20 protein-coding genes and 1 pseudogene are annotated in these 24,923 nt (G+C 38.2%); 5 read left to right on the plus strand and 16 right to left on the minus strand.

What is annotated here, in order from left to right:
* Together E4N80_RS06600 and E4N80_RS06605 are read right to left on the minus strand one after the other, a co-directional pair.
* Positions 1 to 1,569, minus strand: a complete 1,569-nt coding sequence (locus E4N80_RS06600; protein WP_253698375.1) for a BCCT family transporter — start codon at positions 1,567 to 1,569, stop codon at positions 1 to 3.
* Positions 1,569 to 3,356, minus strand: coding sequence for a phosphotransferase (locus E4N80_RS06605; RefSeq protein WP_253698376.1), 1,788 nt, complete (start codon positions 3,354 to 3,356; stop codon positions 1,569 to 1,571). Before E4N80_RS06605 ends, E4N80_RS06600 begins: the two co-directional genes overlap by 1 nt.
* A 187-nt stretch (positions 3,357 to 3,543) precedes the next feature.
* On the opposite strand from E4N80_RS06605, the gene E4N80_RS06610 reads away from it, so the two are divergent.
* Complete coding sequence (locus tag E4N80_RS06610) at positions 3,544 to 4,968, plus strand: alanine/glycine:cation symporter family protein (protein ID WP_253698377.1); 1,425 nt, start codon at positions 3,544 to 3,546, stop codon at positions 4,966 to 4,968.
* A 68-nt stretch (positions 4,969 to 5,036) separates the two neighbouring features.
* Positions 5,037 to 5,432: a GrdX family protein gene (locus E4N80_RS06615; RefSeq protein WP_253698378.1), complete on the plus strand. Its 396-nt coding sequence runs from the start codon at positions 5,037 to 5,039 to the stop codon at positions 5,430 to 5,432.
* Positions 5,433 to 5,473: 41 nt separating this feature from the next.
* Here E4N80_RS06615 and E4N80_RS06620 read toward each other — a convergent pair.
* Positions 5,474 to 6,285 (minus strand): annotated as a pseudogene (locus tag E4N80_RS06620) (hypothetical protein).
* A gap of 49 nt (positions 6,286 to 6,334) precedes the next feature.
* Here E4N80_RS06620 and E4N80_RS06625 point away from each other — a divergent pair.
* Both E4N80_RS06625 and E4N80_RS06630 read left to right on the plus strand, forming a co-directional pair.
* Entirely contained in the window at positions 6,335 to 7,513 is a 1,179-nt protein-coding gene (locus tag E4N80_RS06625; protein WP_253698380.1) for an HD-GYP domain-containing protein, read from the plus strand.
* A 44-nt stretch (positions 7,514 to 7,557) separates the two neighbouring features.
* On the plus strand, positions 7,558 to 8,238 hold the full coding sequence (locus E4N80_RS06630) for a hypothetical protein (protein WP_253698381.1): 681 nt from the start codon (positions 7,558 to 7,560) through the stop codon (positions 8,236 to 8,238).
* Between the two features lie 3 nt (positions 8,239 to 8,241).
* Here E4N80_RS06630 and E4N80_RS06635 read toward each other — a convergent pair whose 3' ends face one another.
* The 8 genes from E4N80_RS06635 to E4N80_RS06670 all read right to left on the minus strand — a co-directional run bounded on the left by E4N80_RS06635 (position 8,242) and on the right by E4N80_RS06670 (position 17,119).
* Positions 8,242 to 8,754 carry a Smr/MutS family protein gene (locus tag E4N80_RS06635; RefSeq protein WP_253698382.1) on the minus strand — a complete coding sequence of 171 codons (513 nt, stop codon included), beginning with the start codon at positions 8,752 to 8,754 and terminating at the stop codon, positions 8,242 to 8,244.
* Between the two features lie 17 nt (positions 8,755 to 8,771).
* Positions 8,772 to 10,202, minus strand: a complete 1,431-nt coding sequence (locus E4N80_RS06640) for an SH3 domain-containing protein (protein WP_253698383.1) — start codon at positions 10,200 to 10,202, stop codon at positions 8,772 to 8,774.
* A complete protein-coding gene (locus tag E4N80_RS06645) occupies positions 10,151 to 10,765 on the minus strand; it encodes a tetratricopeptide repeat protein (protein WP_253698384.1) in 615 nt (204 codons plus the stop codon). The genes E4N80_RS06640 and E4N80_RS06645 overlap by 52 nt, the downstream gene beginning before the upstream one ends.
* On the minus strand, positions 10,749 to 11,717 hold the full coding sequence (locus E4N80_RS06650) for a vWA domain-containing protein (protein WP_253698385.1): 969 nt from the start codon (positions 11,715 to 11,717) through the stop codon (positions 10,749 to 10,751). The genes E4N80_RS06645 and E4N80_RS06650 overlap by 17 nt, the downstream gene beginning before the upstream one ends.
* On the minus strand, positions 11,714 to 12,712 hold the full coding sequence (locus E4N80_RS06655) for a VWA domain-containing protein (protein ID WP_253698386.1): 999 nt from the start codon (positions 12,710 to 12,712) through the stop codon (positions 11,714 to 11,716). Before E4N80_RS06655 ends, E4N80_RS06650 begins: the two co-directional genes overlap by 4 nt.
* Positions 12,705 to 13,640, minus strand: coding sequence for a hypothetical protein (locus E4N80_RS06660; RefSeq protein ID WP_253698387.1), 936 nt, complete (start codon positions 13,638 to 13,640; stop codon positions 12,705 to 12,707). Before E4N80_RS06660 ends, E4N80_RS06655 begins: the two co-directional genes overlap by 8 nt.
* Positions 13,625 to 14,569, minus strand: a complete 945-nt coding sequence (locus E4N80_RS06665; RefSeq protein ID WP_253698388.1) for a DUF58 domain-containing protein — start codon at positions 14,567 to 14,569, stop codon at positions 13,625 to 13,627. Before E4N80_RS06665 ends, E4N80_RS06660 begins: the two co-directional genes overlap by 16 nt.
* 423 nt (positions 14,570 to 14,992) lie before the next feature.
* Positions 14,993 to 17,119, minus strand: coding sequence for a right-handed parallel beta-helix repeat-containing protein (locus E4N80_RS06670; RefSeq protein ID WP_253698389.1), 2,127 nt, complete (start codon positions 17,117 to 17,119; stop codon positions 14,993 to 14,995).
* 191 nt (positions 17,120 to 17,310) lie between these two features.
* Here E4N80_RS06670 and E4N80_RS06675 point away from each other — a divergent pair, with 191 nt between their 5' ends.
* Positions 17,311 to 18,300, plus strand: coding sequence for a tetratricopeptide repeat protein (locus tag E4N80_RS06675; protein ID WP_253698390.1), 990 nt, complete (start codon positions 17,311 to 17,313; stop codon positions 18,298 to 18,300).
* A gap of 56 nt (positions 18,301 to 18,356) precedes the next feature.
* Here the strand turns inward: E4N80_RS06675 and E4N80_RS06680 are convergent, their stop codons facing one another.
* The 5 genes from E4N80_RS06680 to E4N80_RS06700 are packed head-to-tail and all read right to left on the minus strand — an operon-like array spanning position 18,357 to position 24,815.
* A complete protein-coding gene (locus E4N80_RS06680; RefSeq protein ID WP_253698391.1) occupies positions 18,357 to 20,333 on the minus strand; it encodes a tetratricopeptide repeat protein in 1,977 nt (658 codons plus the stop codon).
* Positions 20,334 to 20,344: 11 nt separating this feature from the next.
* Entirely contained in the window at positions 20,345 to 21,121 is a 777-nt protein-coding gene (locus tag E4N80_RS06685) for a hemolysin family protein (RefSeq protein ID WP_253698392.1), read from the minus strand.
* 2 nt (positions 21,122 to 21,123) lie between these two features.
* The gene (gene ybeY, locus E4N80_RS06690; RefSeq protein ID WP_253698393.1) at positions 21,124 to 21,591 is read right to left on the minus strand and encodes an rRNA maturation RNase YbeY; all 468 of its coding nucleotides are present in this window, start codon (positions 21,589 to 21,591) and stop codon (positions 21,124 to 21,126) included.
* The gene (locus E4N80_RS06695; protein WP_253698394.1) at positions 21,584 to 23,887 is read right to left on the minus strand and encodes an HD family phosphohydrolase; all 2,304 of its coding nucleotides are present in this window, start codon (positions 23,885 to 23,887) and stop codon (positions 21,584 to 21,586) included. Before E4N80_RS06695 ends, ybeY begins: the two co-directional genes overlap by 8 nt.
* Complete coding sequence (locus E4N80_RS06700) at positions 23,874 to 24,815, minus strand: PhoH family protein (RefSeq protein ID WP_253698395.1); 942 nt, start codon at positions 24,813 to 24,815, stop codon at positions 23,874 to 23,876. Before E4N80_RS06700 ends, E4N80_RS06695 begins: the two co-directional genes overlap by 14 nt.
* Between the last annotated feature and the right edge of the window lie 108 nt (positions 24,816 to 24,923).

Below are 24,923 nucleotides of genomic sequence, written 5' to 3' on the forward strand. Positions count from 1 at the left end.
CTACCTATACTCTCCGTTGTGTTTTAGTTCCTTAAAAAGACTTATAACTATCAGTATTATTATAATTCCTAAAGGAAAGGCGGCTATAATCGAAAGACTTTGAAGCTGATTTAAATTCGTTCCCACAAGGATTAAAGCTGCAGGAAGCATTACAAAGACTACCGCCCAAAATGCCCTTAAGCCCTTTTTAGGCTCCGAGTGTTTTTCAAGGTTCTTTTGAGAATAGGAAGCTATTACCAAAGTAATTGCATCAAAGGTACTGGAATAAAAGGCTATCATAGTAATTATTAAAATACCCAAAACAATTTTTGCGTAAGGAAGGGTGTTAAGAATTTGCAAGATAACTTGAGAGGCATCCGTTTCCTTTAAGGCGGAAGCTGCATCAAATATTCCGTGAGCCTGTAAATGGAGTCCGTAATTTCCAAGGATTATAAAAGAGCAATAAGTCCCCGCTATACCGCAAATAAGACCGCCGATTATGGTATTCTTTATTGTACGGCCTTCCGAAATTTTTCCTATAAAGAAAGGCGTTGCAACAAACCATGCTATCCAATAAGCCCAATAAAATATTGTCCAGTTTTGAGGGAAGCCGGCTCCTCCTTCTCCTGAAATACGCAATGGGTCCATCCATGTGGACATGCCGAAAAAGTTTTGAATAACCTTGCCGATACCGGTTATGCTTGTTTCTATTATGTAGATTTTGGGCGAGGCTATAAAGACAAGGCCTATAAGAACACAAAAAGAAACAACCGAAATCTTTGCAAGCTGAGAAATCCCCTTTAAGCCCAATAAAACGGCAGCCGTGTAGACGGCAGCTATTATCAGAAGAATAGAAAGGGTCAAAATCTCTCCTTGAGGGATCCCAAAAATAGTAGAAACAGCCAAAGACAAAAGAGGAGTTGCAAGCGAGAATGTTGTAGCAGTTCCGGCCAATAAGCCTATTACCGAAAAAACGTCTATCATCTTTCCTATAGGGCCGTCAATTCTGTCCCCAAAAATAGGACGGCAGCTTTCAGACAGCTTTTGTTTTGTTCTCCCTTTTACATGGAGCATGTAGGCAAAGGCTACGGCAGGCACTATATGAAAAGCCCACGGTGTTATTCCCCAATGGAATAGAGGATAGGCAGCGGCCCAATCCTGCCTTTCCGCCAATGAAAGAGAAGACAGTCCGAAGGGACTTTCCCCAAAATAATAAGCCCACTCTATAAGCGACCAGTAAAGAATATCGGCTGCCATAGTCGAGGTAAAAATCATAGAACCCCATGCAAAATTCCCGTAACGGGGTTTTTCAAGATTCCCAAGCTTTACAGTGCCGAAGCGGGAAAAGGCCAAACCTATAGCGGTAAAAACGAGGCCCAAGCCGAGCAGGATATAAAAGAATCCAAACTTGTTTACAAAAACAGACCAAAGGGCATCAACAACCTTCATCGATTCCACCGGAAAAAAAAGAACCAAACCCGTCAAGCAGATTATTACTGCAAGGGGCAATACGGTTATAAGCCAGTCAATTTCATTTTTATCTTTTAACTCAAGTTCCTGTACACCCAATTCATCTTCAGTATTCATCATCAATTATCTCCTCCTATAAAAACTTTTACCTTTTTATAATAATCCTTTGCATATCGGTACATCTTTAAGCCGTAATCTCCAAAGCTTACCCCCAAGGCCTCTTTATAACAAGTCCAAAGAGCCCATAAAAAACCCGAAAGAGCGACATAACAATAGATACGCAGCCTCTCATCTTTTTGAGGCTTTCTTTGAAAATAAAGCTCCATCAAATTTTCAAGTTCGGTATTGTCATAGTAGGCATATATGGCAAACATTGCTATATCTATCAGGGGATCACACATAGCGGCATACTCCCAGTCAATTAAATGCACATCATCACCGCTAATTATAAAATTGTCGGGAACAAGGTCTATATGACATAAAACACCGGGCTTTTCCATATTTTCGATTATTTCCAAAAGCTCATTCATCAACAGCCTAACCTCGCGGTAATCATTATAGAAGATACCGTTTTTTTCGTTTGCAATTTTTTCGTAATAGTCCATACGTTCACGGAGATTAAAGGAGTGATCAACCTTTAAGCCGGACTCATGCAGACGGCGGGCAACCTTAATACATTTTTTTAAGTCTTCAGGATTGCGGGCATCCGCAGTATGGGAGTTGGGAATAAACTTGCTAATCTTCACCCCATTTTCAGGATCAAAGTAAATAATAGAATCGCTCAAATGTAAAGGAGAAACAGCCTTGTAGACCTCATATTCTTCTTTTCTGTTTATAAGGGCTTCGGTTCCCTCTCCCGGTATTCTAAAAATATATTCTTCACCTTCAAATTCGAACAAAAAAGATTTGTTTGTCATTCCGAATTTAAGAGGCTTTAGATTTGTAATACTATGTTCAGGGCGTTTAAATACATCCGATATAAGCTCAAGCCATTTGTCATGGGATGAAATAAGATAAGATGAATCAAAGAGACGAATTTCGTCAAGGGATTCGAATTCATATACCTGATGCTCACCCTGCTTGTTGGCAAACATGGTTAGCGCTTTTATATTTCTCATATAGACATCTTCCCAGTACCAATCATCCGTATCATCTCTTTTATAGGCTTCTTCAATCAAGGGGCGAATCTTATCGGAAAATTCTTTTGAAAAATAAACAGGGCCGTACATAACCCAGCCGTTTCGCCCTCCGACCTTTACATCCATAATTTTATCATGCAGGCCTAACTTTAATATCCATTCTTTTGTTTTGCCGATTACCTTCACGGCCGAATACCATGAATCATACTCATGGGAATGGTACATATTTTCCCTAAGCCAATTATCGCTCGAAAGAATATAGGTGCTTTTAAGCTCTTCTCTTACATGGTAAAGGGTGGAAAGGTTGTTTTTATTTTTAAAGTCGGGATTATATACAAATTTTACACCATACTTATCTATCAGATATTCAAAGGTTTCCTTTAAATAGCCTACGACTATAGTTATATCGTTAATACCGGCCGCTTTCAGCTGTTCAATTTGCCTTTCAATCATCCTTTCGCCGAACACTTCCAATAATCCCTTAGGTGTTGCATAGGTTAAAGGAACAAAACGCGAGCCGAAACCGGCAGCCATAATAATAGCATTATCTACCCTACACTCTTCAAAAACGGTTAAAGCCTTTTCGGTAAGCCGTTTTTTCCCAAAAGGCGGAACACCCTCGGTATATAAAAAGCCGTCATGCTCCATATCGAATAAAATCTTATTTACGTAAGCCAAGGATATTTTTAACTGTTTTGCAATATCTCTTTGCGGAATATCCTTATCTTTTTGCATAAGTTTTATAATCTGAAAGTGTCTTCTCTTCATAGACATACATTATACAAAAATAGCGTTCAAAGTCAAGCTATTTTACATAAAAAAGTGAACATCATATAAAAGTATTTTAGTTTTGTCTATAAATATCTTGACAACTTACAATTTTGATTGTATAGTTAGACCGCTTGTTTTTAACAAGCCTATATCGCTATATGCGTAAAAGGAGTGTAATCGCACTATGGAACAATTTTTACAAAATCTTACAAGCTTAGTTTCTTCGGCTAACGGATTTATTTGGGGAGTTTACTTCCTCATTCCGCTTCTATGCGGTACCGGTTTGTTTTTTACAATCCGGTTAGGAGGAGTACAGTTTACAAAATTCGGAGCAGGCTGGAAACGCCTTTTCGGTAACTTTTCATTAAGCGGAAAAGAAGCCGGAAAGCACGGAATGAGCTCTTTCCAAGCTGTTGCTACAGCTATTGCAGCACAGGTTGGAACGGGAAACCTCGTAGGAGCCATGACAGCCCTCATCATGGGCGGTCCCGGAGCTATTTTCTGGATGTGGCTTGCAGCCCTTGCCGGTATGGCAACAAACTTTGCTGAAGCCTCCATCGCTCAAATTTACAAGACAAAGGATGACTCGGGCCAGACAGTAGGAGGTCCCGCATACTACATTTCCGAAGGTTTAAAAAATAAGGTTGGAGACGGCTTTGCAAAATTCCTTGCAGGTTTCTTTGCCATAGCCATCATTCTAGCCCTCGGATTTATGGGCAATATGGTTCAGGCTAACTCAATTTCGGATGCCTTCCAAAATGCTTTCCATATTCCTACATGGGTTACAGGTGCAGTTCTTGCAGTAATCGCAGGTATTATCTTTATGGGTGGAGTTAAGCGAATTGCTTCGGTTACCGAAAAAGTAGTTCCCATCATGGCTATCGTTTACATTGTAGTAGGTCTTGTTGTTGTTATTATCAATGCTGCTCAGATACCCGAAATGTTTGCTATGATCTTTAAGGGAGCATTTAATCCCAAGGCTGTTTGGGGCGGAGCTCTCGGTTTCGGAATGGGACGAGCCGTACGATACGGTGTTGCCCGAGGCCTTTTCTCTAACGAAGCTGGTATGGGTTCTACACCTCATGCCCATGCCGTTGCAGATGTAAAACACCCCGTAGAACAAGGCGTTTTAGGTATTGTTGCCGTATTTATCGATACATTCATCGTTTTAAATGTTACGGTATTTACCGTTTTAAGCTCAGGCGTTGTACAATTTGAAGGAAGTGAGCCCACAATGAAGGGAATTAAGCTCGTTCAAGAAGCTTTCTCACAACACTTGTTCGGCTCCACATTCGGCTACCTTTTCATTGCCGTCTGTCTTCTTTTCTTTGCATTCTCCACAATTATCGGTTGGTACTACTTCGGAGAAACAAACATCAGATACTTATTCGGAACAAAGGGACTTATTCCCTATCAGCTCCTGGTAGTTATCTTCATCTTTGTAGGGAGCTTGCTTAAGATTGACTTAGTTTGGGAATTAACAGACTTCTTTAACGGAATTATGGTTATACCGAACCTTATAGCCTTGCTATTCTTAAGCGGAACCGTTGCTAAGGTCTTACGAGACTATAACAAGGGTCTCCCCTATGACGCAAGCCAGTATAAATAAGCACTAAAAAAGGGCAGCTTAAGCTGCCCTTTTATCTTTACTTTTATTTTCCAAAACAAACACAAAATATGCAAAAAGATTCACAAACTAACAAAAGACTTATTATTACAAACAACCCTAAGGTTAGAACCTTCTATGAAGAAGATAGGACGGGCTTAAAAAACCGATATGAACTTACCTTTTTAGATTCCCGAGATGAAGTTTTCAAAACGGTAAGAGATTTAATACATTCTAACTGGAAACTCTTAAACCATGCCATGGCAGGAAACATTCCGCTTCATAAGCACCCATATAGAAGCATGGCTTTAGAACAGCAAGAAAATCTTGACACAAATTCCCTTATTCTGTGGGAATCGGCAATGGAACGCGTAAAAAGAGGCAAAACACCGCCCTACCCCGATGATGTTTTAGAAGATTTTCAAGAATTAGACTATAATTTGTTTTCGGGCTCGGTAAAATTTTAAAAAATCTTCTAAATTTATAGGGTGAAGACAACTTGGTGAATTTAGAAGAAAAGCCACGAGCTGACATCATCTATTATTTTTGTTAAAATCATTACATGTATTTCTTGTTTTTCAGACTCCGTATAAGCCTTCCATGACTCATACGTATAGTTTTTATTTATCTTGAACGCAATAGAAGGGCTTTTTCTTTTATTTCCTCTTCAGTCAACTGTGAATAGGTTTGTAAAACATTAACAACAAAATATGTACTGAGACACTTAACTAGAGGATTTTTTGTCGAGTCCGATACTTTAGTGAATAAAGCGGCACTTTTTTCATAATTTTTCATCATTTGAAGGGAAAGAGCCGAATAAAACACAATCCATTCACTTGATTCTGTTTTTAAAACAGGCAAAGCCGAACTAAATTCAAAAACATCTTGATAATCACCGGAAATCATCTTTGCTGCTGCAAATTTCGGCCCCAGCTTTGACACATATTTTGGCTGATTATCCTTCAAAAAGTCACAAAATTTATTCATAGAAGCAAAATCACCTAAAAGAAGGAGAGATTCCGCTAAAAGAAGCGAATTTTTATAGGTAATCCGTTTTTTTGTATATATACTTTTCTCCAGTAAGGAGGCCAAAGAAGACCAATCCTCGGATTCAATATATTTGATCAAGAGTCTATTTTTTAAGAACATTATATTTACAAATAAAATGAGAATTAAAAATACAGGCCCGAAAAACCAGTTAGTATTCCAAAATTCCCTCATAAAAGAGCCGTCAGCATAGAATAATGGGAGAAAAAAAACGGTAAACAATAACAAAATTAAGACGATATTAAATATAACAAATAGTACTTTTAATTTCATATAAAATCCTTTATAATGATATTATATTGTATCACAGGAGAGAAAATAAGTGAATACCTACAATGCAGAACATACGAAAGATTTATCATTTTTTAATAAAAATGTCTATTTGGATAAAAAATTTTTGCTTTTAATCCCGGAAACGCCTCTTACTGCAGAGCTAAAGGCTATTTTAAGCGACTGGGATTTTTCTCTCCTTTATTCTGACGGAGAACCTTCAAGTTTTATGAGTGTAAGGACGGATACTTCCGCAGACAAGGATGTTCTGGACTCAAGCAAAGAAAACGAAATAATTTCCGACAAACTGAAAAAACAAAAGGAAATTATGGAAGAAACGGAAAATAAATTCTGGGATTTTTTACGATTTACGGATAAAATTTTTACCGATTATACTATGAAAAAGATTTTGGACCCCCGTTTAGTTTTTGATAAAATAAAAGAACTATGCGATTTTGTAAAAACCGATAAAAAAAATATTCTTCTAATAGAAATGCAAAAATACAGTTCACCCACAAACTATTTGGTCATGCACTCTCTGCGGTCTTCAATTTTTGCCATAATTATAGGACTTCAGCTTAAAATGCCGCCTCATAGGCTAATAGAGCTTGGGGCTGCCTGTCTTTTACACGAAATAGGTATGTTCAGACTTCCGCCTCAATACTATATGTATGATGCACCCTTGAGCGAAGAAGGAAAAAAGGCCTTATTTACACATCCTGTCCTGTCATACAATATTTTAAAAACATCTTCTTTTTCTTTGCCGATATGTTTGGGGGTTTTGGAACACCACGAAAGAGAAAACGGGCATGGATATCCAAGAGGCCTTACAAAAGAAAAAATTTCAATGTACGGCAAAATAATCGCCGTTGCATGTTCTTATGAGGCTGCTACAGCTCCACGGCCTTACAAAGAAGCTCAAGATGCCTCATCAGGCATTGTAGAGATGATAAAAAATACTAATGAACAATATGATGAAACCATTTTAAAGGCTCTGCTTTATTCTCTATCCTTTTACCCTGTCGGAATGTATGTTCATCTTTCTAACGGAAAAATAGCAAAGGTAATAGATGTTAATCCTGATGATCCAAGATTTCCTATTGTACAAATTTACGGCCAAACAACTCCCACCGGAGATCCGGTTATTGTACAGACAAAATCAAATAACGTAACCATAAAAAGACAATTATCCAAAGAAGAGCTAAAAAATATCGACCGAAATACTATATAAAAAAGTAAATTTAGTTTATAATCATGAAAATAAGAGGTAAGTAAATGAAAAAAAATAAGATTTTGTATTCCATATTTTTTTTATCTGTTGCAGTTTTTAACCTTTGGGGAAATGAAGGAACAAAACTTTTAGAAGACTATGAAACCGTTCTTATGCGAATAAGATATTCAAAAACTTCAGGGTTTTGTCATGACGGCAAAACAGAAATCAGGGAAGAAAAGGTAAAGGGTTCTGAAAATTCTTTTTTTACCGAACAGAGAAATATTTATTTAAAGGTAAAAAACATAAAAGAAAACAAGGTATATTATACAAGGTGCTTTGAACTACAAGAAGATAACGGGAAATTAGCAGCTGCTGCAAATTATCAAATAGAACCGGCCGTCAAAATAACGGGACATTGGAATTTTTTCAAAATAGGGAAAAAATTAAATATAACGGTATGCAGCGGTGAAAAATGTAAAAATACCGAGATGACTCTTTATGAAATAAATGAAACGCCTCTAAAGATAAAAGACGGCATATTTTTTGAATTCGATGAATCAGAAAAAAAGGAAGCATTAAATTTTAGTATAAGTCTTAACGCAAAGCCTATGCCTATCATAGATATTAAAGCAGAAGAAGCAAAAATGAATGAAATATTAAAAAAAATGGAAAAATATTTTACGGCAGCTCAAATTAAAGAAAAAAAAGACGCTTTTTATAAAGCCTTGTCATCTTTAAAATAATTTCTATTTTAATATAACCCAAGTGGAACCGGTGCCGCCGTCTGCATTTTTAGGATGACCGGTTTCGCCTGCCCTTTTATGCTTTTCAAGATAGCTGCGGACAAAGGGAGCCAAGACGGCACCTCCGCCGGAGTGGTTTCCCTTGCCATGAATAATTAGAATTTTTTTTAGACCGCGGCGTATGGAATTTTCAAAAAAAACATTTAAAGCGGATTCGGCTTCATCGCAGGTCATGCCGTGTAAATCGATTTCGTCCTCACATCTCATATCCCGCAGTATTTTTCGTTCCCTTGCATAGTCTATATGGTTCAAGGACTCTTGTGCATCCTTATCTTCTACACCATAGCGTCTTAACCACATTTCCATGGGGTTTATCTTTTTTTTATTTTCTTCTTTTATTCTGATTGATTGCTTCGTTTTATTTGAATGTTCATCTTTTTTTATTTGCTTTTTTCCGTAGGGCTTTCCCGTTATTTTATCCCACTCGTCCAAGATGTCGCCGAAATTTTTAGTCATACAAGTCTCCCATCTTCCTAATCCGTTATAACAAAGCCGTTCTTTTTTTGCCAGCCGCCGGTACCGTCTTTTTTTTCTATAAAAAACCATTCTGAAGTTTTTTGTTTTATAATAACGGTTTCACCAATTTCCAGGGAGCTTACAACAGTTCCGCTTGTTTCGGGTATATGATAAAGCAAATAAGACTCATCATAGTTTAGAGGTATATAAACGGCTCTTTCATATTGCCGCGAATACAAAAATATAAGAGCGGAAATCAAGCCAAGACTTAAAATTAAAAAAATCTTAAACCCGATATTTTTCTTTTTATACAAGAAAAAATAGCTTGAGAGCAGCAATAAAATAAAAAATAAAAACCATAATATTTTTTTTAGGATTGCAGACCTGACGGCAAAGCTTTCCTTTAAATTAAGGTCTTTTTCATATTCAAGTCTTTGATTTTTTATCTTTCTCGGAAAAAAACTGCCGGCTTCCTTTTTACGCAGCTCTGCAATTAGTGAGGCTTTTTCTTTTTTCTCTTCAAAATTTTCTTTATGATTTTTTAGCTTAGTTTTGCTAAGTTCGTTTTTTTTAGTGTTTAATGCAAGGCCCAAACTTTCATAAGCTTTTTTTTCGTCATCGCTTATTTTTTCTTGTTCAATACTTCCCTCTATTACATTTACTCTTTGCTCTCTAACATAAATTTTACGGGAATCTTTTGATTCGGAAGTTATACTTATTTGCGGTACAGGAAGACTTATATCGCCCGCTTTTAAGGGTGTCCACAAAAAGAAAGCAACAGCCTTCCAGCCTATTTCATCGAGAGTTGTACGCTCTATTTTTGAAGTATCGGATTCTTTAATGTTGACACCGGTTTCCAAAATGGAATCTTCAGGAGCCTGACAGTTTATATCCAAACCGGAAGCCCTCCCCTCGCCTTTAAAATGATCATAAAAAAAGCCCATCAAAACTATGAGATATTTTTTCCCCTGCACAATCTTTTTTGCCGGAGAATACGAAACTGCGTCCAATATTTTCCATTTAAACATTGTATCCTTTGATAAGGCCGGAGGTTCCACCTGAATAGAAAAATTTTTAAGTTTAGTCTGTTTCTTGCCCAAAGACAAATAAGGAATAAGTTCAAAGTTTCCTATTTTTTTTAATCTATACTTGTTTGTAATTAAAATACCGCCGTATAATGAATTTATACCCGAATCTAAAAATTCAAGAGCTTCACCTTCATCCAAAATAATCAGTTTCGGTACATCCGATGACCTAAAAGAATATTCATCCAATTTGATTTTTACTTCAAAAAAGGAATCTATAAATAGAGGGCTTGAAGAAAAAGATAATTCCAAATCCTCTTCTACCTCGGCATAGGTATAACCTGAGTAAAAAGAAAAAAGAAAAAAAAGAATTAATAATCGAATGCCTGAGGCTGCTTGTTTTCTTGCTCTTTCTTTTGCCATTGCTCTTTCTCCTTTTTTCGTATTAAATTTAAAATCGTCTTTTCCGATAAATCGGTTTCCTTATCTTCAATAACGGCAGCACTTTTAGAATTAGGAAGCTTTTCTTTTTCTTTTTTTTGGTAACGCATACTCAGCTCGAAATTAATCTTAGCATCAACACTATCAGGCTTAAGCTCCAAAGATTTTTTAAAAAGCCTTACAGCGTTTTCATATTCATGATTTTTAAATGCTATTATTCCTTTTTGATAATAAATATAGGAATCCAAATTTTTATCAGTATTTTCATTGATCGCTTCAAAACGGGAAAGAGCCGAAGCATCTTCATTTTGCATAAGGTAGATGGAGCCGATTGCAAAGTCCGAATAGTCTTTTATTTTTACATCTTCAATTTCTTCACTTAAGTCTATCGATTTAAAAAATTTTGATGCAGCCTTATTCCAATCATTCTGTTTCCATGCAATATATCCCGAAAGAAAATTAAGTCTAGCCACATCCAGTTTACTGCATGAGGATATCAAAAAAATAAGGATACTTATACAGATTATTTTATTTATTTTTACCATAAAATGAGCCCCCGCCTAAACATAAAAAAATAAAAGCAAGTAAAAGCATTTCAAAATTCCTTTTTACAGGCTCCTGTATATAAACCATTTTTTCAACTCCCTCTACACCGGTATCTATTATTTTTAAGATACTTTCTATAGACCCGGAACCCAAAGCCGAGATATACATACTTTCACCTCCTGCTATACTTGCAGCCTTTTGCAAAAAGGCCTCTTCCAATCTTGCATCCTTTAATTGGGTATTTCCCTTTTCATCAAGAACTTTTATTTTAGTTTCTTCAAGAGTACCGAAGCCCACAATAATTAAAATTGCATCCGTCTTTTTTATTTTTTCTGCAGCATGTAAAAGAGAGCCTGAGGTTTCCCCGCCGTCCGTGCATAAAACTATTATTTTTGAGTTTCCCCTGTTTTCTCCAAAAGAATCCAATGCCCGTAAGACGCCGGCTTCAAGGTTCGTGCCTGTAGAAGAAAGAATTAAGGGAGATAAGGCATCTATTGCAGAGGATAGGGCATTTTTTTCAAAGCTTAAAGGCACCGATAAAACTCCCTCGCCCTTTGTAATTACAAGCCCTACTGCAGACTCAGGTGAGGTTTTATGCATTCTTTCAAGCAATATTTTTAAAAACTGTCTTTGTACGGCAATCCGGCTGGGCTGAATATCTTGAAGGCTTATACTTTTTGAAATATCGGAAACAAACATAACCGATACTCCCCTTCGCCTTACTGAAACGGGTTTGGAGCCCCAAAGCGGACAGGCCAAGCCCAAAATCAAAAAAATCCATGCAGCGGAAAAAAACAAGGCTCTTATTTTTGCCTTTTTGATTATCTTTTTTGTATTTTCCAAGCCTGAATAAGCTTTTTTTATCTTTTTTAAGTTTATATAAAAAATAAACCAAACAGGAAGCAAAAACAGGATAAAAAACAAGTAGACCGAATTTTCAAAACTTATCATAGATATACCCTCATAAAAATTCGGCGCAAAAGCCACACAAGCACAAATGAAAAAATTGAAGCCGATAAAAAGTACACATATAAATTTTCCTCGATAATCTGAGTAAAATTAGACTGTGCAGCAGGCACCTGCTTGGATATTGTGTTAAATATATCTTCAAGTATTTCGGGTGAAGAAGCGGAGGCATATTTTCCGTTTCCGTATTGAGCTATTTTTTTTAGCTCAACCTCATCAAATTTGGAAAAAATAGACCCAGAGTAAGTTTTTCCCGTTTTTCGATCGGTGTACTCCAAGGTAGTATATCCCGAGCTTCCTATCCCTATAACATAAAAGCCGATGTTTTTATTTACTAAAACTTCAGCCGCAGTTTTCGGATTAATTTCGCCGGTATTATTTTCACCATCGGTAAGTAAAACAATGTATGAAGAGTTCAGCTTAGTCCTTGTCATATAGGCGGAAGAAACCGCAAGCCCCATGCCGATTGCAGTTCCATCTCCTAATTCTCCTATACTCAAAGAATCGAGGCGGGATAAAAATACCTTATGGTCGATCGTAGGCGGAAGAATAAGAGCTGCAGAACTTGAAAGAGCCGTCAAGCCGAAAGAATCCCCGGGATACTTTGCAACAAATTTTCTTATAATTTTTTTTGCAGCTGCGATCCTCGTTTCTCCGTTCATATCCTTTGCTGCCATAGAAGGACTTATGTCCAACAAAAACATAATGGAACTTCCGGCATCGGTATAAACCTGTTTGTTTTTAAAAATAACAGGTTCCGACAGGGCTATTATTAAAAAAATAATTCCGCAATACCAAAAAAGGTAACATAAGAGATTCCCGAATTCCATAAGCTTATTTTTTTTAGGAAAAAAGCCCTTCCAATTAACCAAATTTAATTTTAATTCGGGGCTTGCAACAAGGCCGCTTTTTTTTAATATAAGAAACAAGAAAAAAAATAAAATCAATAAAAGCATAAGGGGATGGTTAAAGCTAATCATTTGTATCCGCCTTGTATTTTAATTTTTCTTTTTGAGCGGCATTTATAATTTTTTGAATTTCGGATTCTGCTATTTTCATAAGTTTAAATGTTTGATTTAAAAAATAAATACTTTCCATTTCAAAGTTTATTTCTTTTAGATCCGCAGCCCCAAAACGGAGAGCTTGAAGTTTAAAAAAGATTTTTTCAAATTCAAAGTAAACTCCGTAGGTGCTTTCAAACTTCCGCTTAAGGTTTTCTAATATTTCCGAGTATGTAAGACTCTCGCCCTCAGCCGATTTTAAAACCGCTTCCGATGAGGTCAAACTGAAACAATAACTTCTAAAAGCAAATTCAAATTTTTTTAACCAATCCTTTCTTTTTGTAATTGCTTCAAGGCTGTCGGAAGAAGAAACGGAAGACACTTGCCGCTTTAACTTTCTCAAAGATTTATTCAAGGCTTTAATTCTTATTCTTTGAGCCCTCGAAAAAGAGTAAACAAAAAAATATTTTTTTACCGCAGAAAAAACCATTATGGAAGTAAAAATAAATACGGCACTTACGGAGGCTATAAGATAAAGCAAATAACTCGTACCCGGAAGTAAAAGAGGAGGACGCGGAGGCTGTATGACCTCAACCTTTGCCGTTTCCAATATTGAAGAAATAAAAACTTGGGGTATTGAATCATAAATACCGGCCTCAGCCAATGAAGGAAAAAATACGGGACCTGTTTCCCATGGAGTAAAATTTATGGATATGTATTCTTTTGTTTTCTGTTTTTTAATTTGAATGGAAGTTATATCCATCATAGTATTTTGTTTTATCTTATCAATTTTAAAAGAGCCGGACATTAAAATAGAAGGATCAAAAGATTGCAAATCATCTATAGGAAATAAAAATTCTGCGGAGTCGCCTACAAAAACTTGTTGAGGAATTAAAATGCCTTCCATCCATCCGCTCCGAACTTAGCTAAATTATTTTTTAAAACACGCTGATTGCTTTGTTTCGATAAAAAGAAGTCTCCCAATACTTTTACGGTATCATCATTTACATCGAGTAAAACAGGATTTGCAAGGGAGTGCTTACAGGTATTTTCCCACCTTGATATTTCTTCACTAAAATTCTTTTTATATTCCATCTGAAAAGTCTTAGAGCCCGTAGGCAAAAGCATTCTAAAATTGGTTTCAGGGTCTTTAAATCTTATAGATCCGGCTTCCGGCAAAAAAGAATCCATAGATCCGCTTATCTTAAGGCAAACAACATCATGTTTTGCCGCCAAAAGTCCAAGCTCCTTTTCATAACCCTCAACCTTAAAATCCGAAATGATTATTACCAAGGAACGTGAACGCAAAATCTTAGAGGCGGCTGTCATCGCAGACGCAATCTGTGTTCCCCGTACCGGTTTTCGATTTTTGCAAAAGGCAAAATCTTCCATAGATTTTAATATGGTCAAAATATGATCTTCTCCCGTTCTAGGAATAAACAATGGGCCTTTTTCTCCATCAAAAAAAAGAGCTCCTACCGGAGAAAATATATTCCTCCCCGCAAAGGCCAAAAGGGCTGCCGTTTCGATAGCTTTTTCCTTAGGACTGATTTTATCGAGCCCCGGCTCCATCGAAAGTGAAAAATCCACACAGATAAAAATGCTTAAATCTCTTTCTTCACGGTACATCTTAACATAGGTCTTACCGCTCCGCGCCGTAAGGTTCCAATCTATAGAGCGTACATCATCTCCCGTTTCATATTCCCGCACCGAGTCGAATTCTATACCCTGCCCGCGAAAAGCCGAACTGAATCCGCCTGAACGTAGACCTTCGGAAATCGAAAGAGAAGAGATTTTAAGCTGTTTTGCCCTTTCTGCGATAAAACCTGTTTTCATAACGTTTTATTTTATTACGAAAATCAGTTTTATTCAAGACAGTGCATTGCCTTACGCTGTAGGACAGTCCCGCATTAGTGTGAGGTGCCCACCCGCCTTAGTGTGAGGTACGCACCCGCATTAGTGTGAGGTACGCACTCGTCCGAGTGTAGGGTGCCCACCCGAGCGATACGAGCGGCTCGACAGGCATGGAAATCAATTTTTGAAAAACACAGTGCTGCGGTGTATATAACTTTCTACAGGCAGCCTCGTGTAGTGCTGAAACATGCCGTCTATTGTAGCCGTAATAGGGCATCGATTGTAGCTACAATAGGTGACCTATTGTAGCCGTAATAGATCACCTATTGTAGCCTTATACTTGCAGCTTCCACTGCCATCTATGGCAGGAGTACCAATTATACATTAAACCCCATTCCCCGGTATCTAATATTTTGGTTTCAAAAATCCGAAGCTGTTTACTTCCCATTGCTGGTTGCCCTTCGGCATTACCTCAAACTTGCCGTGTTGCGAGTTTAAAAGTGCAGTGCTACCGTAAAGCACTTGGGTACTCGTCGTGTAGTTGTTCTCCGGTACCTTAATGCGGGCGACGGTACCGGTAGCGGTCAAGGCGTTTTCAACAGAAATACCGGAACGGCTGTCCAAATACACATCATTGTATACATTAATTCGTGTGCCGCCTTGCATACTTACTGTTGCGTTATTTGCGGCGTATACGCCTTTGCCGTTTGCTGCCCTATTGCCGGTAATCAGTACGCTCTGCGCACCGGAACCTGTAGAGTCTTTCAGGTTCAAGATGCATGATTGGCCGACATAGATGCCGCCGCCGTTGCGGGTCGCTTCGTTTGCCTGTCCTATGACGCCGCCTATAGTGCCGCCGCTGATTGTTACCGCAGGGGTGGAGCTGCCAGTCTTGTTGATATAGATGCCGCCGCCGTCTATTGCGGTGTTCCTCGTAAAGATGCAGTTTGTGATGGTAGTAGGTGTGCTCTCAACATAAATGCCGCCGCCGTTTGTCTCTGCTTCGTTGCCCGTAATGATACAGTTTTTTATTTTGATGTCGTTTGCATCTCTTGCGAAGATTGCCCCGCCGCTGCCTGCATCTTCGTCCCCGTTCGCCTTTCCGCCTGTAAGCGTTAGGTTTTCGAGGATGAGATTTGCGCCGTTCTCCACTTTGAAGATGCGGCTCATCTTGCTTGCGTCAAGTATGTCATTTTCGGCTCCGGTTTTGCCCTTTATCTTAAGGGGTTTGTTTATTTCGATTTGGCCCGAATTGCCTATTGACGCCGTTATTTTCCCGTCTATGGTGATGGTGGAGTTTGGATCAGCTACTTTGACAGCATTTTTTAACAACGTCCACGCGTTCATATCGCTTCCTGCTACGGTTCCCACCTTCTTAAACTTGACCGTTACGGTTTCATCGTCGCTTACGTTGGAAAGAGTTGCCTTTTTGTTGTCGCTTGAGTCTACGTTTACATTACTGCTCCAGCTGTCAACTTTCCAACCGAGAGCGGGCGCCGCGGCAAAGGTTACATTTTCGCCTCGCGGTACGGTAAGGGTTGCAGTACTGCTTCCGCTTGCTGTTTGGGAAGTAGAGCCGTATGAGCCTGTCAGTGTTCCGCCCTCTTCGTCTACAACCTTGAATGTTACGGTGTGAGTTGAACTGTTCGCTTCTATCGTTGCGGCAGCCCCATCCGAAGTAACGCCTCCTTTGTCGCGCAAGGTTACGGTGTACGATGTTTCCAGGTTGCCGAGTCCTATTTGTATTTCCGTTTTGTAGTATAAAACCCACGCTCCTGACGGCAGCGATTCAGTGCCGTCCGGCGTAAGCCCTGTACCGTCTGCAAGAAATGAGGGTGCCGCCGGTTTTTTGCTAAAGCCGTTATGAGTATCGTTCATTTCTAAGCCGTATGATGTTCCGTTTACGGTAACGTATGCAATATCATCATGGATATATTTTCCGCCTACCATGTCAGACAAATCTTTTGTATCTATGCAGAGCACGTAATAATTAGGAGAAGTATTAGTCTGTTTTGCAAGCACGACTGCCGGTTTTGGCGGCGGGGTGTTCGATTTTATGCCGAAGGTGTAGGTTTTCTTAAATACCCTGCCGTCTGTAGCCTTAAGGGTGATAGTCGGGTTTAAACTGCCTGAACCTTGTTCGTAAAAGGCTTCTTTATATGTAAGCTTCAGCCTGCCGGGAGCGGTTTGCCCCAGTACATAGTGGGTTCCTTCCGTAGGCTGTTGGGAAAGTTCTTTAAATTCGACAATGCCCGCAGGTTCCCAAGAAGTCGGCATAACGAGCGGAAAGTTTTTCGGGTTATGCACTGTAAGCATAATATGCACCTCGGGTGAAGAGCTGACACAAGGCACACCCGCTTCGTCCGGTCTAGCTACCGCACCTATGCTGTGGTCTTTGATAAAGGCTTCGCTCGCCCAATAACTTAAAAAATCCTCTGGATCTTTCAGAAATTGCTCGCAGGCTGTAAAAAGTACAATTACGGCAACTGCCGCTGTTAAAGTTGTCAAAAAAGTTAAAAGTTTTCTCACCATATCCTCCTTATTTTAAGGAAAAAAACACCCTGTAGGTCTAATCTTAAGTATATAATATCACAATTTTAATGTTTTATCAATAATAGCGGGCTCATATTGCTAAAAAGAACCAAGGTTACTCGGTGTCTATATACAAGAGAAACCGTATCGGGCTCTTGATTTTTTTTAAAAAAAGGCCGAAAATATAAGATATGAAGAAAGGGTTTATTATATTTTTATTTGTTGTATCTTTTTGCTTTGCAGAAAAAGCCGCTTTTGCCGAGGAAAGCCTTGTCGGCGAAAATGAACTATCGCAAATTTTGCCGGATGTAAAACCCGATAAAACGGGTTCGGAAAAGATAGAATTTGCGGAAAATCCTCAAGCGCTGCAAAAAAATGAGGACTTTGCCTTTCTCTCATTTTCGATTCTTACAAGAGAAAAATCCGTAATGATCAGCTGGAAAGCAAAACCGGAAGGAAAAAATCTAATTCTTTACAGGTCAACAACGGGCTTTTTATCAATAAGCTCTCTCGCCGAAGCCGTACCTATTGCAAATATAACCGATGACGGACTTCCATTTTTTGACTACCCTATTCCCGGAATTCCCTATTACTATGCCATTGCCGAAGAAAACGAAATCGCTTCAGGTAAAATTCAATTTATAAACGGAATAAATACAATCAACAGCCCTGTCGAAGTCTTCGCTTCTCCTGAAGAACAAGAGAAAAAAAGTATTGCGCTTCAAAACCGCCCTATTCCTCTGCCTTTTTTAAACCCTGAAAAGCAAATAAAAAAAAGAACCGAGTTTTTTTCTTCTCAAACTGAAACCCTTATAAATGCTCTTACGGCAGAAAAAAGGGATTTTAGAGAATTTATTATTTCTTCTCAAAGGCTTGAGCCCTACGTCTTTCCTGATGACAAAAGAACTCCTGACGGCGGTGAGAGCATGGAATTACAAAGAATTCTAAAAGAATATTTTTATACAAAAAACTGGCAAAAATGTAATGTTGAGCTGACCAATTTTTTAAGAATACGCAGAACATCCAGAGTTTCCGCGAGAACGCATTTTTATATAGGACAGACCCTCTTTTTCCAAAACCTCTATGACAAGGCTCTATTGGAATTTTTAACAGCCCAAGACCTCTATCCGTCTCAGGCAAAAGAATGGGCACATTATTGTCTTGTAGAGCTGGCGAACTGAATTAAATTCTTCGCCAGCGAATTGAATTAGTTCAGTTCTTCGCCGGCGAATTTTTGCTAGCGAATTCTCCTAAGAAGTAAAAGCAATAAAGAATTTTTTTGAGTGGAATTCGTATAATCTTCCGCAGCTTTTTCTTTTGCATTTTCGCTAAAAAGAATTATTGAATCACCTGCATTCATTCTATCATAGTAACCGTTTCTCTTTAAGATTCCCTCGGACAAATTTTCCTCCGACTTTGAAGGCTCAAAATAACCCAAGAGATCGGACGGATCAAAGACCATACCCAGACCTTCTTTTTCGATAACCAAGCGGTCCTTGCGTATAACGGCAATTTTTAAATCCTTAAAATCCGAATCATGTTTTCCTATGTCGATAACGGCTTCATTTTGATAGCGGTTTATGAGCTTGCCTACGATGGGCATCGCCTCATTAAGCATTGAAGAAAGCCGCCTTATGCCGTTTGAAAAACGGTCATTGCCTGAACGGTAAACGGTAAATGTTTTTGCCGGAGAACCGGTACGCGAAACATAAAGCTCCAATATGATTTGAATATCCCTTCTATTCTCTTTGAGCCTTATAATGCCGAAATAGTCCTCATTTGCCGTACGCGATTTTTTCGAAGCCTCCCTATAAGTTACAGGCTTATCCGAATAAGAAGTTATTTTGATTCTGGGATTATAAGAAAAAATATCCGAAGTAAGAATTTGAGTTATACGCTCGGCTTCAGGATGCAAAACGTTTGAGCTTTCCATAGCGTAAAATAAACCTATGGATATGTGTGCCTTATCCAAATAAAGGGGATCTATACGCCACTTTGATTGAATGGAACTTAAAAGATGTTTTTCATAAGCTTCAACTGCATCATTTACCTTTGTATTGCTCTTTACTATGGACTGAATAAAAAGCATTTGTTCCAAATATCTTTCGGGATAACCGAGACGGAGCAAAATACCGGCATAGGCTTCCCTGCTTTCAACATCATAAGGATATATCTTCAAGGTTCGCCTATACTCATAGAGGGCTTGCTCAGTCATATTTCGGCGGAAAAATCCGAGAGCTTTTTCTGCGTGGTATTTTGAAAGCTCCATACGGAAAGAATCTTCAAAATTCAAATTTTCTATGGCAAGCTCTTCTAAAAGACAGCGCATTATTTCATCATCGGCATCCAAGGAAAGCCCCACCTTAGCAGCATTTATGGCCTCACCGTATCGTGCAAGCCGCCTTAAACTCAAAGTTTTTAAGTACCAAGCATCTGCCCTGTCTCTTTTTTTTGAAATTCTCATATCGGAAATCTTTATAACTTCTTCATAACGCTTTTGTGCATATAAGACGGAAGCAAGCAGGGCATAGGCCTCATCATAATCTTCTTTTAATTTAAGAGCCGAATAAATACGCCCTTCGGCCTCTTCAAGTTTTCCGTCAAGGGAATGTAAATAGGCTGCAAAATAATGAACCTGAGGATTATCGCCATGGTATTTTAAGGCTCTGTTTATGTAATCTTCGGCCTGCTTAACATTTCCGGCCTCATAACTTACGAGGGCTAAAGAAAGAAGAGCCTTTCTGTTTTCGCCCTGACGCTGCAGGTTTTGCTTATACATCTCGGAAGCAAGATAGAGCTTTCCTTGGGAAACCTCTATTTCTGCCAAACCAAAACGGGCTTCGGGATTGTTGGGATATTTTTTTAAAACCCCATTAAAAAGGGTCTTTGCCGCATCGATTTTTCCAAGACCTACCAAAATAAAGCCGTGGAGGTTTTGTAAATCGGGATCATCTTTTTTATATTTTCGGGCTGACTCTACAAAGGATAAGGCTTGGTCATATTCGTCGAGGGCATAAAAACATTCTGCTAAGCCCTGATATACCAAATTATAGGAGGGGTTTTCCTTTAAAGCGGATTGGTACATTTCAATTGCACCATACCAATCTTCATTAGCCTGATATTCGGCACCCTTTTGATACAAATCTGCAGGGTTGCAGAATAAAGAGGCCGACAATAAAACAATAAACATAAATCCGAAAAAAGGCTTTTTCATACATTCCCTCCCTAATTTTGCATAGAATTCTTGTTGTGAACAATTTTAACGGTCTTAACCTTGTGGCCGTCCATATCTTGAACAATAAAGTCAAAATCATTCCAAGCTGTTTTTTCATATTTGGCAGGTATTTTTCCGAAAAGATCGAACACAAAACCTCCCAATGTTTCAAACTCATCTACAGGTAAGGCATCGCTTTTAATGGTTTCGGCGAGGTCGTCCAAATCGACACGGGCATCGCAAAGCCAAACCCCTGAGGCGATTTCGGTAATATCCTCACCCTCATTGTCAAATTCATCCTGTATATCGCCTACAATCTCTTCTATGATATCTTCCATACATACAATGCCTGAAACACCGCCGTATTCATCAACAGCAACGGCAATATGAATATGGCGTCTTTTAAATTCGGCTAAAAGAGCGTCAATTCTTTTTGATTCAGGAACAAAAAATGCTCGGCGTACTATCTTATCAAGCTCAATTTTTTGATTTTTTGTTAAAAGTTTTATTATATCCTTAACATAAAGAATACCTATAACATTATCGATTGACTCATCGTATACGGGAAAACGGGAGTGACCGCTTTCCGATATTCTGTCTAAAATTTCATCGCCAGGCGTATCAAGGGCTAAAAAATCAACATCAATACGCGGAATCATAACCTCTTTTACCGCCGTATCGGATAAGTCGACAACACCGCGTATCATATCCCTTTTTTCATCGTTTAATCCTTCTTTTAAAATATTATTTACATTTCCCTTCTTTTTAAATAAGTTTATTATACCCATAACTATACCCGATAAATTTCCATATTTTTATATTGCACAAGTAATTCTTCCTGAAATTTAAGCATTTCTTGTTCCGGAGAATTATCCGAATGATCCATTCCGTTCAAATGCAAAATACCATGCACAATCAGTCTTTTTAACTCTTCATTTATTTCTACATTAAATTCTTCGGCATTAAAACGGAGACTGTCAAGGCTTATAACTATGTCTCCGGCCATAAACCTTGTTTCACCGGCATCGTCAAAATATTCATCCCCCTGCTCAAAGGAAAGAACATCTGTCGGCGAATCGATATCCCTGTATTGTTTATTAAGGTTTTGAATAAAAGCATCATTACAAAACAACAAAGAGATATCCCAATTTTTCAAGTTTAGATCGTTTAGAACTTCAGATATAAAATTTTCAACTCTTACAGGGTCTATAGACCCCGGAGGTTCATCATTAAATGACACACTAATCGAATTAGACATTATTATTTTCCTTTTGAGGCTGTACCTGAGTGGTTTCAGCCTCTAATTTTTGACTGTTTTTATTCTGGGGCTTTGTTTCCTCATCTTCATCAACATTTTTTTGATTCGGATATTCTATTCTGGAATGATAATAACCTGCTAAAATTTTTACAAAGGCGGCCTTGATTATTCTGACTTCGCGGAAAGTAAGTTCCGAGTTATCAAGCTGACCTGCTTTTATCTTTCCGGAAACAAGCTCATCTATAAATTTTTCCAAACGGGGAACCGAGGGTTTTTCCAAGGTACGGCATGCAGCCTCAACTATATCGGCCAGCATGACAACAGCCGATTCTTTTGAGCGCGGAGGTATTCCGGGATAACAAAAATCTTCGATATCTACATTGGGATCAAGTTCTTTTGCCTTTGCATAAAAATAGGATATACAGCTGTTTCCATGATGCTCGGCGATTATATCTATGACGGGCTGAGGCAGCCGTAATTGCTTTGCTTTTTCTATACCTATTTTTACATGACTTCTTATTACAGTAGCCGAAAGGCGGGGATTTATATCCATGTGCTTATTATAATTTGTCTGATTTTCTACAAAGTATTCGCCCTGCTCCATCTTTCCTATATCGTGATAATAAGCTCCTACACGGGCTAAAATCGAATTTGCTCCTATTTCACGGCAGGCACTTTCGGCCAAGGAGGCAACCATCATCGAATGGTTATAAGTTCCCGCAACACTTATGAGCATTTTTTTCATAATTGGAGAATTAAGATCGGACAGTTCCATCAGTCTAAAACTTGTAGGAACATTCATCAAGGTTTCTAAAATAGGCAAAAAGCCTAAAACCAAAATACCGCTTATAAAACCGCTCCCTGCAGTGCTCAATAAAAGCACCGATTTATCGCTTGCAGAGTCCGGAAAAATAGCAAACATACAGATTAAAATTATAGGCTGCACCAAGACTAAACCTAAAGCAGTCTTAATCAGGTCCATCCTTTGTCCCTTAATATTTACCATACCGGCTCCGGCAAGACCTGAAAGGATAGCAAATAGGGCCGGCTGAATTTTAAAACCTGCCGCACCGAAAACGGCAAGTGAAAAAATAAAAACCGCGAATACCGAAATTTTTCTTGAAATTAAAGCTGCAATCAGCATAGTCAAAAAGGTAACCGGCAATATGGGAACTATATCAAGGGAATATGAAAATATCGAAAGCCTTGAAAGAAAAAGAATTAAAATATATATCAAATCAAAGGAAATTAAAATAAGTAAATTGAATTTAAAATCCAAACTTTCCCCGATAATTTTTTTAGAAAACAAAAAAAGACTTATTATAAGAGATAAGGTTAAAAAAATTAAGGATGCCGCAATTTGTATAAAATCTATATATCTTCCGTCTCCTGCGTAAGCTTTTAGACGTGTATAGGCATCGTCGGATATTATAAAGCCTCTCTTTATAATCTTTTGATTTTTTTCTATATTTATTTTTACAGGAGTTACCTTTTTTAAGGCCTCGTCCACCCTTTTTTCGGTCTCTTCACCATCAAATAAAATATTAGGCTGGGCAAATGGAAGCACCATACTCAATACATAAGTTTCAAGCTTTGATTTTTTTACATCGGAAAGGAGGCTTTTAATCCGGTCTCTCACATTATAAAATAAAACAAGGTTTGTAAGAAATACGTTTGTATATGACAGCTTTTGATTTTGAGTTGTCCCCAGACTTATCTCGGCATCATTTAATTCTCCAAGACCTGTAAGAGGCATCTCTATAATGCCGATATCAAAAAGCTGTTTTAACATGTTGAGAGAAATAGAGGTAATCTCATAAAAATCATCAGTCTTATATATGTTTTCCAAATCATGTTCCGAAAGGAGAACTGGGTATTTTTCCATAACCATAAATTTAAAGGCCGTAAAACTTTTTGCAGAATCTTTTAGACCTATTATATAACTCGCAAATTCGGAGTAATCTCTTATCATTTTTTCCGAAACCGAGTTATCCTTATAAAAAACGGCCATAACGGAATGTTTAGCTGCAACTTTTCTTATTTCCGTAGCTTTTTCATCAATCACTTCAATATTACGGTTTGATATTATATCTCTGTCGGAAACCATTCCGACTTCAAAATCGGAAATAGTCAATTTGGAAAATCCCGAATTCTCATAAGCATTGATATAAATCATTACAGCTAAAACCAAAAAGCTGGCCGCAACCGCAATCACAAAGGCCTTATTTCTTTTAAATATCACACTGAGAGAAGATATTTTTTGTTTAAATTTACTTTCTTTCTTATTCTTTATCATAGGCTTTAATTATTTTTTGAACAAGGGAATGACGTACAACATCTTCCGGAGAAAACCGAACGATACCGATCCCTCGAATTTTCGATAAAAGATTTGCAGCATGCACCAGACCGGAATTTTTTGACGATGAAATATCGGATTGTGAAGGGTCGCCTGTTATAATGAGCTTGGAACCCTCACCCATTCTCGTTAAAAACATCTTCATTTGCTCTTTGGTAGTATTTTGAGCTTCGTCTAAAATTACAACGGCATTATGCAGGGTTCTGCCCCTCATATAAGCCAAAGGAGCCACCTCAACCATATTGGACTCCTCCATTTGTCGTATAAGCTCAAAAGGCATTAAGAGCTCTATAGAATCATAAAGAGGCCTTAAATAGGGAGTAATCTTTTGAACAAGGTCGCCGGGTAAAAAGCCCAGACTCTCGCCGGCTTCAACCACAGGTCTTGTAAAAACAATCTTACGCATTTGACGCGACATAAGCATTTGAAGGGCACAGGCAACAGCCAGATAGGTTTTTCCCGTACCGGCAGCTCCAAGGCCGAAACTTATATCGTTATTACGGATAGAGCTAATGAATTCGAGTTGATGAGGATTTTTAGGGTACACGGAACGCATTCCTCTCGGAATATGGATACAGCCTGAGGAAAGATCCTGCGTATCGGAAATATTTATGGTAGAAATCAGAGATTCGATATATTCCGATGAATTTTCGGACTTGATTTCCGATGAATTTACAGCCTTATCAACCACATGTTGAAATTTCTTGCAAACCTCATCATCGGCATTTAAAACACTTACCTCATTACCGCGGCACACGACAGGAACTCCAAGATATTGTTCAAGAAAACCCAAATTTCTGTCATTGGCACCGCAAAAAGCGGAAAGCACTTGTTCATCTTTTAACACTATTGTATATGCGTCTTCCAAATATAAACCTCTAGTAGTCTATTGTAAATGGAAAAAAGCAGTTCCGTCAAGACCTTTAGACCTTATTTCTTTCAATATTAGGTATAAAATACATAAATTCACGCAAAA

Origin of the sequence: Treponema denticola (assembly GCF_024181605.1) — a bacterium.
Lineage (GTDB): Bacteria > Spirochaetota > Spirochaetia > Treponematales > Treponemataceae > Treponema_B > Treponema_B denticola_B.

Excerpts from the sequence above, each read along its gene's own strand:
- E4N80_RS06600 (WP_253698375.1), bottom strand. The coding sequence starts at position 1,569 with ATGATGAATACTGAAGATGAATTGGGTGTACAGGAACTTGAGTTAAAA.
- E4N80_RS06605 (WP_253698376.1), bottom strand. The coding sequence starts at position 3,356 with ATGAAGAGAAGACACTTTCAGATTATAAAACTTATGCAAAAAGATAAG.
- E4N80_RS06610 (WP_253698377.1), top strand. The coding sequence starts at position 3,544 with ATGGAACAATTTTTACAAAATCTTACAAGCTTAGTTTCTTCGGCTAAC.
- E4N80_RS06615 (WP_253698378.1), top strand. The coding sequence starts at position 5,037 with ATGCAAAAAGATTCACAAACTAACAAAAGACTTATTATTACAAACAAC.
- E4N80_RS06630 (WP_253698381.1), top strand. The coding sequence starts at position 7,558 with ATGAAAAAAAATAAGATTTTGTATTCCATATTTTTTTTATCTGTTGCA.
- E4N80_RS06635 (WP_253698382.1), bottom strand. The coding sequence starts at position 8,754 with ATGACTAAAAATTTCGGCGACATCTTGGACGAGTGGGATAAAATAACG.
- E4N80_RS06640 (WP_253698383.1), bottom strand. The coding sequence starts at position 10,202 with ATGGCAAAAGAAAGAGCAAGAAAACAAGCAGCCTCAGGCATTCGATTA.
- E4N80_RS06645 (WP_253698384.1), bottom strand. The coding sequence starts at position 10,765 with ATGGTAAAAATAAATAAAATAATCTGTATAAGTATCCTTATTTTTTTG.
- E4N80_RS06650 (WP_253698385.1), bottom strand. The coding sequence starts at position 11,717 with ATGATAAGTTTTGAAAATTCGGTCTACTTGTTTTTTATCCTGTTTTTG.
- E4N80_RS06655 (WP_253698386.1), bottom strand. The coding sequence starts at position 12,712 with ATGATTAGCTTTAACCATCCCCTTATGCTTTTATTGATTTTATTTTTT.
- E4N80_RS06660 (WP_253698387.1), bottom strand. The coding sequence starts at position 13,640 with ATGGAAGGCATTTTAATTCCTCAACAAGTTTTTGTAGGCGACTCCGCA.
- E4N80_RS06665 (WP_253698388.1), bottom strand. The coding sequence starts at position 14,569 with ATGAAAACAGGTTTTATCGCAGAAAGGGCAAAACAGCTTAAAATCTCT.
- E4N80_RS06670 (WP_253698389.1), bottom strand. The coding sequence starts at position 17,119 with ATGGTGAGAAAACTTTTAACTTTTTTGACAACTTTAACAGCGGCAGTT.
- E4N80_RS06675 (WP_253698390.1), top strand. The coding sequence starts at position 17,311 with ATGAAGAAAGGGTTTATTATATTTTTATTTGTTGTATCTTTTTGCTTT.
- E4N80_RS06680 (WP_253698391.1), bottom strand. The coding sequence starts at position 20,333 with ATGAAAAAGCCTTTTTTCGGATTTATGTTTATTGTTTTATTGTCGGCC.
- E4N80_RS06685 (WP_253698392.1), bottom strand. The coding sequence starts at position 21,121 with ATGGGTATAATAAACTTATTTAAAAAGAAGGGAAATGTAAATAATATT.
- ybeY (WP_253698393.1), bottom strand. The coding sequence starts at position 21,591 with ATGTCTAATTCGATTAGTGTGTCATTTAATGATGAACCTCCGGGGTCT.
- E4N80_RS06695 (WP_253698394.1), bottom strand. The coding sequence starts at position 23,887 with ATGATAAAGAATAAGAAAGAAAGTAAATTTAAACAAAAAATATCTTCT.